General features: G+C 51.6%; 11 protein-coding genes and 1 pseudogene. 1 reads left to right on the forward strand and 11 read right to left on the reverse strand.

Features of this window, described 5'->3' with window-relative positions; all coding sequences use genetic code 11:
* From tssC to QMN38_RS22100, 4 genes and pseudogenes are all read right to left on the reverse strand, one after another.
* The coding region (tssC, locus tag QMN38_RS22085; RefSeq protein WP_416348274.1) for a type VI secretion system contractile sheath large subunit at window positions 1–1,007 on the reverse strand (1,007 nt) is incomplete at its 3' end.
* Window positions 971–1,288: pseudogene (tssB, locus tag QMN38_RS22090) on the reverse strand (type VI secretion system contractile sheath small subunit); the annotation flags it as partial. The gene tssC and the pseudogene tssB, both read right to left, overlap by 37 nt.
* A 535-nt stretch (window positions 1,289–1,823) precedes the next feature.
* Window positions 1,824–3,683, reverse strand: a complete 1,860-nt coding sequence (gss, locus tag QMN38_RS22095) for a bifunctional glutathionylspermidine amidase/synthase (RefSeq protein ID WP_323606023.1) — start codon at window positions 3,681–3,683, stop codon at window positions 1,824–1,826.
* Between the two features lie 152 nt (window positions 3,684–3,835).
* Window positions 3,836–6,124: an FdhF/YdeP family oxidoreductase gene (locus tag QMN38_RS22100; RefSeq protein ID WP_323606024.1), complete on the reverse strand. Its 2,289-nt coding sequence runs from the start codon at window positions 6,122–6,124 to the stop codon at window positions 3,836–3,838.
* A gap of 218 nt (window positions 6,125–6,342) precedes the next feature.
* Between QMN38_RS22100 and yghU the strand changes: the two genes are divergently transcribed.
* A complete protein-coding gene (yghU, locus tag QMN38_RS22105; protein ID WP_323606026.1) occupies window positions 6,343–7,209 on the forward strand; it encodes a glutathione-dependent disulfide-bond oxidoreductase in 867 nt (288 codons plus the stop codon).
* A 96-nt stretch (window positions 7,210–7,305) separates the two neighbouring features.
* Here yghU and hybG read toward each other — a convergent pair whose 3' ends face one another.
* From hybG to hybA, 7 genes are read right to left on the reverse strand one after another with little or no spacing between them, the layout of a single operon-like run.
* A complete protein-coding gene (gene hybG / locus QMN38_RS22110; protein ID WP_048213216.1) occupies window positions 7,306–7,554 on the reverse strand; it encodes a hydrogenase maturation factor HybG in 249 nt (82 codons plus the stop codon).
* A gap of 30 nt (window positions 7,555–7,584) precedes the next feature.
* Window positions 7,585–7,926, reverse strand: a complete 342-nt coding sequence (gene hypA, locus QMN38_RS22115; RefSeq protein ID WP_045447504.1) for a hydrogenase maturation nickel metallochaperone HypA — start codon at window positions 7,924–7,926, stop codon at window positions 7,585–7,587.
* Entirely contained in the window at window positions 7,919–8,407 is a 489-nt protein-coding gene (gene hybE / locus QMN38_RS22120) for a hydrogenase-2 assembly chaperone (protein WP_271442646.1), read from the reverse strand. The genes hypA and hybE overlap by 8 nt, the downstream gene beginning before the upstream one ends.
* Entirely contained in the window at window positions 8,400–8,894 is a 495-nt protein-coding gene (locus tag QMN38_RS22125) for a HyaD/HybD family hydrogenase maturation endopeptidase (RefSeq protein WP_271456671.1), read from the reverse strand. Before QMN38_RS22125 ends, hybE begins: the two co-directional genes overlap by 8 nt.
* The gene (gene hybC / locus QMN38_RS22130; RefSeq protein ID WP_003828353.1) at window positions 8,894–10,597 is read right to left on the reverse strand and encodes a hydrogenase 2 large subunit; all 1,704 of its coding nucleotides are present in this window, start codon (window positions 10,595–10,597) and stop codon (window positions 8,894–8,896) included. Before hybC ends, QMN38_RS22125 begins: the two co-directional genes overlap by 1 nt.
* Window positions 10,594–11,772: a Ni/Fe-hydrogenase cytochrome b subunit gene (gene hybB / locus QMN38_RS22135; protein WP_005123144.1), complete on the reverse strand. Its 1,179-nt coding sequence runs from the start codon at window positions 11,770–11,772 to the stop codon at window positions 10,594–10,596. The genes hybC and hybB overlap by 4 nt, the downstream gene beginning before the upstream one ends.
* Window positions 11,762–12,748 carry a hydrogenase 2 operon protein HybA gene (gene hybA, locus QMN38_RS22140; protein WP_271449641.1) on the reverse strand — a complete coding sequence of 329 codons (987 nt, stop codon included), beginning with the start codon at window positions 12,746–12,748 and terminating at the stop codon, window positions 11,762–11,764. Before hybA ends, hybB begins: the two co-directional genes overlap by 11 nt.

Genomic DNA, 12,748 nt, shown 5'->3' on the forward strand with positions numbered 1-12,748 from the left:
GCCTGTGGGCCGCGGATCTGTACACACCAGCCATTACTGATAAAACTGCGCACCATGTTGGCCGCAAAAGCAAAGGATGCATTGGTCCACAGGTATTTGTTGTGATCCGGACCTTTAACTTCTTCCACATAGTTGAAACTACGAACAGGTACGGTGTCCGGACCATACGGCAGACGGCCCAGTACACGCGGCATCACCAGACCGATATAGCGGGCATCATCCGTCTCACGAAAGGATTTCCACTTGATGTATTCAGCACGATCAAAGTAGTTGCCGATGTCTTTAATCGCCGCCACGTCCTCCATCGAGTCCTTGAGGAAGAACGCCGGTCCCGCAGAACCGATAAACGGCATATGTGCCGCAGCGGATACTTTCGAAATATTACGCAGTAATGCGACATCCTGCGCTGAGGCATCGAACTCATACGAAGAAATCAGTGCGGCAACAGGCTCTCCGCCAGGGGTATCGTATTCATCAATATAGGTTTGTTTATACAGTCCGCTCTGAGTCACTTCCGGGCTGTCTTCAAAATCCTGGCGCAGCTCCTCTTTGGACATATCCAGCAGTTCGATTTTCACGTTCTGGCGGAAATCTGTTTTGTCGACCAGCGACTTCAGGCCGCACCACAGGCTTTCTACTGCCTGAAACGCTTCATGATGCATCACGGCATCCAGCTGGCGGCTAATCTGATAATCCAGTTCAGCGATATGGTGATCAATCAGGTTCCTGTCCAGTTTCTCGACTTTTGCACCGGATTTCGTCAGGCACTCGAGAAAGACCTGCATCCCGGCCGTTAAACGCTCATCAGCGGTCGCATCAGACATTGCCTGCGCATCCTGCCAGATATCCAGCGCACTCAGTTCAGATACCGGATTCAGATTAATTTTTTCAAACAGGGACGCGTAAACCCCATTCGCCGAAGCGCGTTCCAGTACAACGCTTTCTCCACCCACAGTACTTTCATTTTGAACACCTGTTCCGGTGAGAAATCTTTCATGTTCTGGAATGTCAGACTGATGGTGTCCTCACTGCCGTCATCAGCAAGCGTATTTTTAACAGTGAGGTCGACTCTGGGGGAATAATCAGAAAGAACAGCATCGAAATTGTTTTTAGTTATATTGGTTTTTTCACGTCCGGATAAGGGTGAGAAATCCTGACCATTGCTGAAATCACCTGCAACCAGTAATTTCAACGGCAATTCTGTTTTCTTGCTCGCCCCGCCGGTATGCAGGTCAAGTTTTAGGTTAACGCGTGCCTTTGGCACCTCATTCTGGAAACTGTCAGCCATCTCATCATCCCTCTGTTTATCGCTGTACACACTCGTCACACTACAGTTCTTTACAGACGATAATAGAATAATGATCTGTATAAGATCAAATAATCAGATCTTTAACCTTAAATAAGGAAATTCTTAAGCATTTTACTCTATTTAATAATGAGAAATTACTCGTTTTGGCAGAAAAACACGCCACAATTAACGCCTGACACACGCATTTATATCGAAAGAGTCGAAATTAGCAGAGCGTTATTGGAAGTTCGATTTTAATTTGATGTACATCAACACTTAAAATATGAAAAACCCCATCAAAAACCAGAGAGAAATTCATATATAGAATGGATGAATAAAAAAGGATTGGAGAATAGATTTGATATATAAAACATCTTAAAATCGCCAGCGCGTGGTCCACGATTTTATGTAATAGGTTTCAGCAGAAAAACTAATCCAATTAGTGAGCCTGCTAAAACATGGTTTTTGGAATATTCAAGATCGCTCATATATGAATACCCCGCAATGGCAATACCACCACTACGGGGTCACGAACTTACTCCTTCACCACAATCAACGGCTCGATATCACTCTCTTTTTTAATCACCAGCGACTCGTCACCGCGCAGGCAGGTCCCGCCGTAGTTACCACCTACGGTGAAGGTACAGACCTGAATATATTTACCGGCAACCTTTGGCAGACACCAAAGTTGCTGATAAATGTTTTTCTGCTCGGCAAACTTACCGCTGGTTTTATCCAGCGACTCTTCCTGGTGGCTAACCAAATCGATGTTGTTACCGCAGCGCCCAGCTATCGGTTTCACCGCATAACCCGTTTTCGCCAGCTCATCATTCACCGTGAAATCCGTATCCAACAGATAGCGATGATGAGGGAAGAGCTGCCACAGAATCGGCAGAATCGCTTTGTTCCCTGGAATCACTGTCCAAAGTGGTTCAAATACCAATACTTCCGGGCGCAACAACACGTCTATCAAGCGCACTTCCTGCTGGGTATGTCCGGTACGAATCGGCACAGCAGCATATTCAGTTTCACTCACCTCACGCACCTGTTCAATCGCGGTTTCCCACGCCCAGGTTTTCCAGACACAGTTCACCAGACGACCGTCACCATCAATCAACTGGCCCGCATCATCCCACCGCAATTCGTCCAGACCACGCAGGATCTTACTTTCGAAACCAGCCTGGTGCAGAGCCTGCTGCATAAACTGCGCATGGTAGTTCTCCTCAATATCCTTATCCTGCATGATATGAACGAAAGGACGCGCACGGCTGTGTTTCCATGCCCCCGCCAGTTCATTAATCAGTCCTTCTGCCGGGTTGTGCCCATGCCCGGTATAACCCCGCTCAGCCCATCTTTCGAGGATCAGACCGGCTTCGGTATGGCAGGATGCGGAATCGGCGTTGTACTCGTACACTTTCAACCCACGCTCATCCATACAGAAATCCATGCGCCCCGTAATCATATGATGACGACGCCGCTGCCAGGATAAGCGCAGACGCGGCCAGAGGATTTTCGGGATATCAAACAGCGCCAGCAGGTTATCGTCTTTCAGTACCTTGTCGGTAGCGTGCAGATACATCAGGTGCAGTTCGTTGGTCGCTTTAATCAGCTCCTGCTCTGCACTTTCGGTAATCGTAAAGTACTGATGCGGATCCTGATTGATCACATGACCGTTCGCCAGCACGTAGGCTTTTTGCAGCGGGTCCTGCTCATCGAGCCACTTACCGTCAAACTGCCCGTTATCTTCCAGTCGTGCGCCGCCAATTTTCAGCGAGTCATTGGCGATCTCCGGCTGCGGCAGGCTGTGACGAGTGTCGTCAGTCTGGATCATCCAGCCAAGGATGGTGGTGTCATCAAAAGTGTCACGCAGCGTGTAGCAGCCATTTTCCACGACCATTTCCAGCTCGCGTGTCCACTGCTGCCCTGGCGGCAGCGGCGTATGAATCACGTTCTGCTCGGCAATACGGATTTTGTTTTCCAGCAACTGGGTGACGACCGCCACATGGCCGGTGTCTTTAAATTCGCCGCCTTTCTGCCAGATAAGCAGAGCACCTGCAACCGGCGCGCGGGGCGAACCATTCGGAAATGCCTGTAACGGCAGGATGTTGTCATTCACCACTTCACGCAGGAAGCGCAAGGAGAAGATCTCCCATGCCATGCCCACATCAGTGAAGACCATGCCATAGTTGAGGAAGAGAAAACGGCGTGCAAATTCTACACACTGCCATTTGTGGCCCATATATTCGTCGTCGATATAGCTACGAAAAGCAGCATCATCGTCGTAGTCCCGTGGGTCGAGGGAGCTGTAATCTGAAGAGTAGATTGCTACGCCGCCTGGGGCGTAGCCCAATAATGTCCCGAATGGGGCATCCTGACTGGTCGTTCCTTTGCTCATGCACCTTACCTCAAAACAATACAGCCTGAGCAGGTTGGCGTGAATTTTTCGCTCTGATTGCCTGCTCTGCGACACTAACCGGACAGAGGTCGACCTATCATACACCTCAACGCAGCGGCTGGCGCTCAGAGGCGAAAAATTCACAGCAGGAACTACACTTTCTTCAACATCACCGGTACGCTTTTATACGCCGGAGTTAAGCTTTCCGTGTCTACCGCATCCAAAGACAACAACACATTCGCTTCCGGCAGATAAGCACCAATAGAGCCCGCTGCCATGTTGTAAATCACCACCGTTAACCCGTACATCACGCGATCGGCACAGGGCAACCCGTTATCGTCCAGCGCCTGAACGTTGACAACATCCCCTTGACTCAGCCCGCGAGCCGCTGCTTCAGTGGCACTCAAAAACACTACATCGCGCCGACCGGTAATACCTCGATAGCGATCGTTCATGCCATAGATAGTGGTGTTGTATTGATCGTGACTGCGCAACGTAGCCAGAACCAGCGCGTCAGCAGGTTGGTTTTCCCGCACTACGGCCCGTTGGCGGCTGACGATAAAGTTGGCTTTACCATTCTCCGTATGCCATTCACGGCGTGAGGCTGGTGTATCCATACGAAATCCGCCAGGAGCAGTAATACGCGCATTGTAATCGTGGAACGCCGGAATCACAGCGTCAATGGCATCGCGGATCAGCGCGTAGTTTCCGGCTAACGTCTCCCAGTTCACCGGCGAGTGAGGCAGCGTGGCGCGTGCCATTGCCGCCACAATTGCCGGTTCAGACTTTAACCATTGCGAAGCGGGTTTCAGCCCACCACAGGAGGCGTGTACCATCGACATTGAATCCTCGACGGTCACCGACTGAATGCCTGTCGCTTGCAGATCGCGTTCCGTTCTGCCCAATGCGGGTAGCAGATAGTTATGTTTAGCCAACAGCAAATGCGATCGATTAAGCTTGGTTGCGATATGGACCTGCATATCGAGTTTTTTCATCGCGGCGAAGGTACGCTGTGGTTGCGGCATCGCCACCGCCAGGTTTCCCCCCATGCAGATAAGCGCTTTCGCCTCTCCCCGCTCAATTGCCCGAATACTCTCCACGCTGGAGCGGCCATGCTTGCGCGGAACGCGGATAGAGAAATGCGCTTCCAGGCGTTGCAAGAAGTCTTCGGATGCTGCCTCGTTAATCCCCACAGAACGGTCACCCTGCACGTTCGAGTGGCCGCGCAGCGGGCAGATCCCTGCGCCCTGCTTACCCATATTGCCTTTCAGCAACAGCAGATTGATCAATTGCTGAACGTTCTCAGTACCGTTTTTATGCTGGGTGATCCCCAGACCGTAGCAGATGATAGTCGCGCGGGACTTGTTGTAACTGTGTGCCAGGTCTTCCATCTGGCTGCGCGTCAGGCCAGAGTCCAATTCCAGCGTCGCCCAGCTACACTGGCGTAAATCGTCATACAGCGCCGAATAGCCTTCGGTATGTTCATCGATAAAGTCATGATCGAGACAAGGTTGTCTGTTCAACAAGATCCGCGCTTCATCCATTTCGATCAGCGCCTTCATGATGCCTTTAAGCAATGAGGCATCACCGCCCATTTTGACCTGGTAGTAGTCGTTGCTGAGTTCCGTTGCCTGGCCGGTGAACATCTCTTTCGGACTCTGCGGGAAGCTAAAGCGCTCAAGCCCTCGTTCGGTCAGCGGATTGATGGAGATAATCTTAGCCCCGCGTCTGGCAACATCGCGCAGCGTGGTGAGCATGCGCGGATGGTTCGTGCCGGGGTTATGTCCTATGCAAATCACCAGTTCGCAATGGTCAAAATCATCGAGTTCAACGGTCCCTTTCCCAAGGCCAATAGCCTGCGTTAACCCTGCACTGGTAGGACCGTGGCACATGTTTGAGCAATCCGGAAAGTTGCTGCTGCCGTATTCGCGGGCAAAAAGTTGGTACAGGAACGCAGCCTCATTGGACGTTCTGCCGGAGGTGTAAAACTCAACCTGTTGTGCTGAATCATAGCTGCGCAGACGCTCGCCGATCTCCTGAAACGCAGTGGCCCATTCCACGGCCTGCCAGGTATCCGACGCTGCATCGTATTTCATTGGATGCGTCAGACGACCTATATTTTCCAGCTCATAATCGCTGTAGTGCCAGAGTGTGGAAACCGGGTGACGGCTGAAAAATTCCGGTGACGCTTTCTTGCGGGTTGTTTCCCAGGACACGGCCTTAACGCCGTTTTCGCACAGCTCCATTGGCGCACGATGACCCGGGTCCGGCCACGCACAGCCCGGACAATCGAACCCTTTCACCTGGTTCATTTTGAACATCGCGATAATGTCGCGTACAACAGCCTTTTGCGAAAACACCGAAGCAGTGACGGCTTTTACCGCGCCCCACCCACCTGCCGGGCCCTGATAACCGCTAACTCCTGGAACACCATTTTTCATTGTTACTGCTTACTGACCGCCAATTATTGATGGTGAGTACGGTAGCAATTTCCGTCCAATATTGATTTCCTCTTCATGGAGTACAGTCTGGGTACAATGAACGGGTTAGTTTTATCTTCCCCTTTCAGCACAAAGCGACATAAAGTCCCAATCTGTTAAATTGAGTTCTACCTAGCTGCTACACTGCTTCAACACAACCACTCAGAAGGCAGGTCAACATGTCAGACAACACTTATCAGCCCGCGAAAGTCTGGACGTGGGAAAAATCAAACGGCGGTGCATTCGCCAATATCAACCGCCCGGTTTCCGGTGCAACGCATGAGAAAACGCTACCGGTCGGCAAGCATCCGTTGCAGCTGTACTCGCTGGGTACGCCAAACGGTCAGAAAGTGACGATTATGCTGGAAGAGTTGCTGGCGCAGGGTGTAAAGGGTGCGGAATACGATGCCTGGATCATTCGCATTGGCGATGGCGATCAGTTCTCCAGCGGCTTTGTTGAAGTGAATCCAAACTCTAAGATTCCGGCGCTACGCGACCATTCACAAAATCCGCCGGTACGTGTATTTGAATCTGGTTCGATCCTGCTCTATTTGGCAGAAAAATATGGTTATTTCCTGCCGCAGGATTTGGCAAAACGCACCGAAACGCTGAACTGGTTATTCTGGTTACAGGGCGCGGCCCCCTTCCTCGGTGGTGGTTTCGGCCACTTCTACAACTATGCGCCGGTTAAAATTGAGTACGCAATCAATCGCTTCACAATGGAAGCCAAGCGTTTACTCGACGTGCTGGATAAGCAACTTGCACATCATCAGTTTGTAGCGGGAGATGAGTACACCATTGCCGATATGGCGGTCTGGCCGTGGTTTGGCAATGTGGTATTGGGGAATGTCTATGATGCGGCAGAATTCCTTGATGCGGGTAGTTACAAGAACGTTCAGCGCTGGGCAAAAGAGATTGCAGCACGTCCGGCAGTTAAGCGTGGTCGCATTGTAAACCGCACTAACGGACCGCTGAATGAGCAGCTTCATGAACGCCATGATGCCAGCGACTTCGATACCAATACCGAAGATAAACGTCAGGGTTAAAATGCCTGATGGCGACGCCAGGGCGTCGCCATCAGGCCAACAAAGACGCCATACCGTAGGCCGGATAAGGCGTTTGCGCCGCCATCCGGCATAAAATCACGCGCTGGTGACGTCATACTCCATGCGGCGAAGTGCATCCAACGTGAATTTAGCTTCATCTTCGTCAATGATGCTCATGGCGAACCCTACGTGCACCAGCACCCATTGCCCAACCAGTTCGGCAGGTTCGCCTTCACAAATCAGGGCAATATTAACATCACGCTTGATGCCGCACACTTCAACCTGCGCAAGCTGGTGAATATCTTCACCAACGGCCAGAACCTGACCAGGGACTCCAATACACATATCTGACTCCGCCCCATAGCAACCTATGGGCTATTCGACTTCAATACTTTTCACTTTCAGTGAATCGCCAGCATCTACCCGCAGGCGATCGCCCTGACAGAGAGGGCACTGTGCATCATGCTGGGTGATCTCTACGACCTGACTGCAATCCCAGCACCAGGCCTGGGCGGGTTTGTAATCAATATGCAGTTCACATCCCTGCGCCAGTGTTCCCTGGCAGACGATGTCGAAACTGAAACGGACGGCACTCTCTTCAACACACGAGAGTGCGCCAATTTCCAGCCAAACGCCGGTTACGCGTTTTACATCGTGCTGCTCTGCCTGCTGCTGAATAATCTCAACCGCGCTCTGACAAAGAGACAGCTCATGCATTTTCGCAGTTCCGCCGGCCCAACAGTAGCGCACGACGCCCCATCTGCGGCGCATTCGGGTCACTTACCGGTAGCGATAACACCATCCGCGCACAATCGTCAGCCAGGCGAACACCTTCCTGTGCCGACAGACTATGCGAAAGCGGCGACATCAGCGAGCAGGAGAGGTATTGCGATACACCATCCAGTTCACCAACGGTAAATGTCATCTCGCCATACGGTAAACGCAGCCCGATTTTTTCACTGACTTTACGCACGGGCCAGATCTGATCCGGCCCTGGGAAAATCAGTGCACTGAGCATCCAGGGCGTGATAACGCATCCCGTCCACTGCCCTTCAAACAGCGTAAAATCAGAGACATATACCGGCATATTCGGATGCAGGAAAGAAAGATCGTGCATCGAACGCCGGGAAACCTCTTCAAACGCTGCCTGAATTTGCTGCTTCGGGGCTGTCTGAAAGCCTAAGAACTCCTCAGACATGAGCCGCCTCCCGAGGGATCGCTTCAACGCCTGATTCGCGAAGCGCATCAAGAACCTGCTCAAGCGCAGGTTCAATCATCGCTTCAACCGTCGGTGTCAGCCCAATATGCGGTTCCAGCGATTCCGGAATGATACCCACCAGGGTCAGTTTTTTCGGAAACTCGCCGGTAAAACGCAGGGCCGACAAAACGTCGGCCAGGCCAAGCTGGTGCGGTGAGATTTTGTTGGTAAACAACGCCGGAATCTCTTCGTCCCGCAGGACCATCATCGTTCCCGGCGTGTTTTTTCTCGACACAATGGCGTCAGCGATAATCAGATGATCTCTGTTCGCCATATCGCCGAGAAGCTCCATCCCAGCCGTACCACCGTCCAGAACATCAACATAGTCTGGCAGGATGTATCGTTGTTCTAATGCCTCAACGATACGTACCCCGATGGCTTCATCGGTCAGCAAAATATTGCCGACCCCTAAGACTAATATCCGCATTACAGAACCTTAACTGAGACCACTTCGTTCCCGTCAACGTCCACCACATGCACCGCACATGACATACAAGGGTCGAAGGAGTGAATGGTACGAACCACTTCCAGCGGTTTGTTTGGATCGGCAATTGGTGTACCGACCAGCGAACGCTCGTACGGTCCGACTTCATCGTTGAAGTTACGTGGGCCTGAGTTCCAGGTTGACGGAACAACCGCCTGGTAGTTGCTGATAATACCGTCTTTAATCACCATCCAGTGAGACAGCATACCGCGCGGCGCTTCAAGGAAACCAACGCCTTTAAATTCGCCTGTTGCCGGGATATCCGGTTTCACGAAGGTGGTGTGGTCACCTTTACCGATGTTCACGATCAGCGCGTTGTACTGATCCTGCAGAACATTCTGCAGTTCACAGCAGTGAACGGTGCGACCAATGATACGACCCAGCGTAGAGTGCAGCTGCGAAACTTCGATGGTTTTACCCGTCAGCTTGGTGTAAATCGCGATGATTTCATTCAGCTTGGCATGAGTTGACTCGCGCTTAGCAGCAAGTTTACACAGCATGTTGGCCAGCGGACCCACTTCAACCGTTTTACCGTAGAAGGTCGGTGCTTTAACCCAAGAGTATTTACCATCATCTGACCAGCCCGTGTAATCAGGAACCGTTGTGCCTTCCCACGGTGCCTGCGGCGCTTCGTCTTTGTACCATGCGTGTTTCGCACTCTCCTGAATCCCTTTAATCAGGTACTCATCTGAATGAGAGGTGATCGGACGATAAGTCGACAGATCGGCATCGGTGATATAACCGCCCGGGAACAGGAAGCTACCGTTTTTACCGTCAGTCGGGAATTCCGGCGCGCTCAGGTAGTTAACCGCACCCTGACCACGCTCCAGCCACTCAGGATAGAACGCAGCAATAACTGCGGTATCCACCTTGTAAACCTGCTCAACAAAGTCGCTCAGCTTATCAATGAAGGACTTGATGTACATCAGACGTTCAAGGTTCAGTACGCCAAGGCCGTCAAGGTTAATAGGGTTCGCAACCCCACCAACAGCCAGGTTCTGAATGTGCGGTGTTTTACCACCCAACAGCGCCACAACGCGGTTAGCATCACGCTGACATTCCAGCGCCTGCAGATAGTGTGCGACCGCAATCAGGTTCACTTCAGGTGGCAACTGCATTGCCGGGTGACCCCAACAACCGTTGGCAAAAATGCCTAACTGACCGCTGGCAACAAGGTCTTTGATCTTGTTCTGTACTTTGGTGAACTCTTCAGCACTGTTCAGATGCCAGGAAGACACGCCGTTCAGCATCGCCGAGGCTTTCGCCGGATCGGCTTTCAATGCGGAAGTAATATCCACCCAGTCCAGCGCAGAGAGCTGGTAGAAGTGCACGATATGGTCATGCGTGGTATGCGCGGCCAGAATGATGTTACGGATGTACTGTGCGTTCACCGGAACATCAATATTCAGCGCGCTTTCAGCTGCACGAACAGAAGAGATAGCGTGAGTTGTGGTGCAAACACCACAAATACGCTGAACAATCATCCAGGCATCGCGCGGATCGCGATTCTTCACGATCTCTTCCATGCCGCGCCACATGGTACCGGAAGCCCATGCTTTAGATACCACGCCATTTTCGATTTCGCAGTCGATGCGTAAATGACCCTCAATACGGGTTACCGGATCAATAGTAATTCTCTGGCTCATGCTTTGCTCGCCTCATGACGATTTTGATCGTTTTGTTTTAAAGGAGGAAGTATCGGCAGTAGACGAATGAGTACGATGTATGCACAAATCTCAATAGCCACAAAACCAATAGAAATCAACAGTTCTTCCCAGGTCGGGAAGTAGTGGTAGCCACCACCAGGATTGAATGCCACCAGCGAATAGGACAGACGCCATGTTGCACAACCCAGCAATGCGCTCAACGCGGACAGATACAGCATACGCGAGTCATTGCGCAGCTTCGTGACACGCAGCACCACCAGCGGGAAGACCATCAGCACGACTTCAATCCAGAACATCACGGAGTAAAGATCGCCTGCAAACGCATACGACAGCTTGTCGCGGTAGATCAACTCGCCAAAGCGCAGGACAACGAAAATCGCCAGCAGAACGCTAATCGTATTTGTCAGCTTGATGAACAGACTTTTCTCATCCGGACCATTACCTTTCAGACCCGCTTGTACCAACGAGCCTTCAAAAATGACGATCGAGAAGCCCATTATAAAGGCGGTTAATACAGAGAAAAGTGGCAGCATTTCATAAGCTTGCCATAGCGGATGTACTTTATAGCCCGCAGAAATCATCAATGAACCCATTGAAGATTGGTGCATGGTCGGCAGCAGCGCGCCGAGAGCGATAATAAAGAACATCACTTTATTCAAACGCTTGAGCGATACTTTCCAGCCCAGACGTTCAAACAAGGCCGGAGCAAATTCCAGCGCCATGATACCGATATAGATGGTCATACAGACCGCCGTTTCAAACAGTACCGAGTTCACGTTGAAGTGACCCGGAATGTAGAAATACGGCAAGTTCCAATAACGACCGACGTCAATGGTGATCGACAAACCACCCAGCGAGTAACCAAACAGGCTCGCCAGCAGCGCCGGACGTACCAGCGGATGGTATTGCCCTCTGTTGAAAACATACACCGCCCACGCCAGCGCCCAACCACCACACGCGAAACCAGTACCGATCAACAGGTCAAACGCGATCCATACGCCCCACGGGAAACCGCCGTTCAGATCGGAAACTGACCCCAATCCGAAGACCAGACGTTTTACGATCAGGAGCATACACAGGACGATTAACGGCCCAAAAATAATGACCGGTTTGCTGATTATTCTTCCGCCCAGCGGTTTAGGATCATGACTCATGATCGTCTCCTCCATCGTGATGGTCGTTTTTCGTATTACGACGAACCAGCACGGTTAAGCCCGCCAGCGCAGCCAGGGGTAAAATCATGCCCTTATACAGGGAATGTTGAACATGTTCGGAACGCGCACCGGTTGAAAGGTCATCCAGTTTTGGCAGATCCAAATCCTCGTAAGGAACACCCGTCAGCACCATAACCTGCGTACCACCGCCTTCCTTTTCACCGTACAGGTGCGGATAGTACTTCGGTACCGTATGCAAATAGGTATCACCAGCGCTCACTGTCTGACGCGGATAGTGGTATTCGCTGCCAGGCTTCAGGGCGAGACGTTTTTTTGCCTCAGCCATCAGCTCTTCACGCGTACCAAAAATCACGGCACCAGCAGGACACACTTCAACACACCCCGGTAACCCCCCTTTGTCCAGACGTTCAACGCCTTTCTGGTTACACAGTTCACATTTATGAAGCGCACCAAACGGGTTGTTGTAGTCGTATTTAGGGACGTTGTACGGGCAGGCAACCATGCAATAGCGGCAACCAGTACAGACATCTTTGTCATAGTGGACGATGCCGGTTTTCGGGTCTTTCTTCAGCGCGGAAACCGGGCAAACGGAGACGCAGTTTGGATCGACACAGTGCATGCACTGTTTCTTAATATATGCGTAGCCGTTCTCTTCCTGGTCTTTGTTAACACCTGTTCCGCTACGCCACACCTGGATGATGTTGTTGGTGTACGGTGACAGTTTGTCGTTGTTCGACCAGGTCTGTTCGCCTTCCGGGTTACGCGCCGGGAAGTTGATATCCTGACACTTGGTAACGCAGGCCTGGCAGCCTACGCACAGCGTCGAATCATAGAGCATCCCAAGTGAACCCGGGATCGGCGGACGGTTTTCTGCAGCCGCATGACTGATGGACGGCGCAGCGCCCAACAGCAATGCCCCGCTGGAGGCTGCTTTAATAAAGTTACGTCTGTTCAC

This window comes from Citrobacter sp. R-1.5.2 (genome assembly GCF_035064245.1).
Taxonomy (GTDB): domain Bacteria; phylum Pseudomonadota; class Gammaproteobacteria; order Enterobacterales; family Enterobacteriaceae; genus Citrobacter.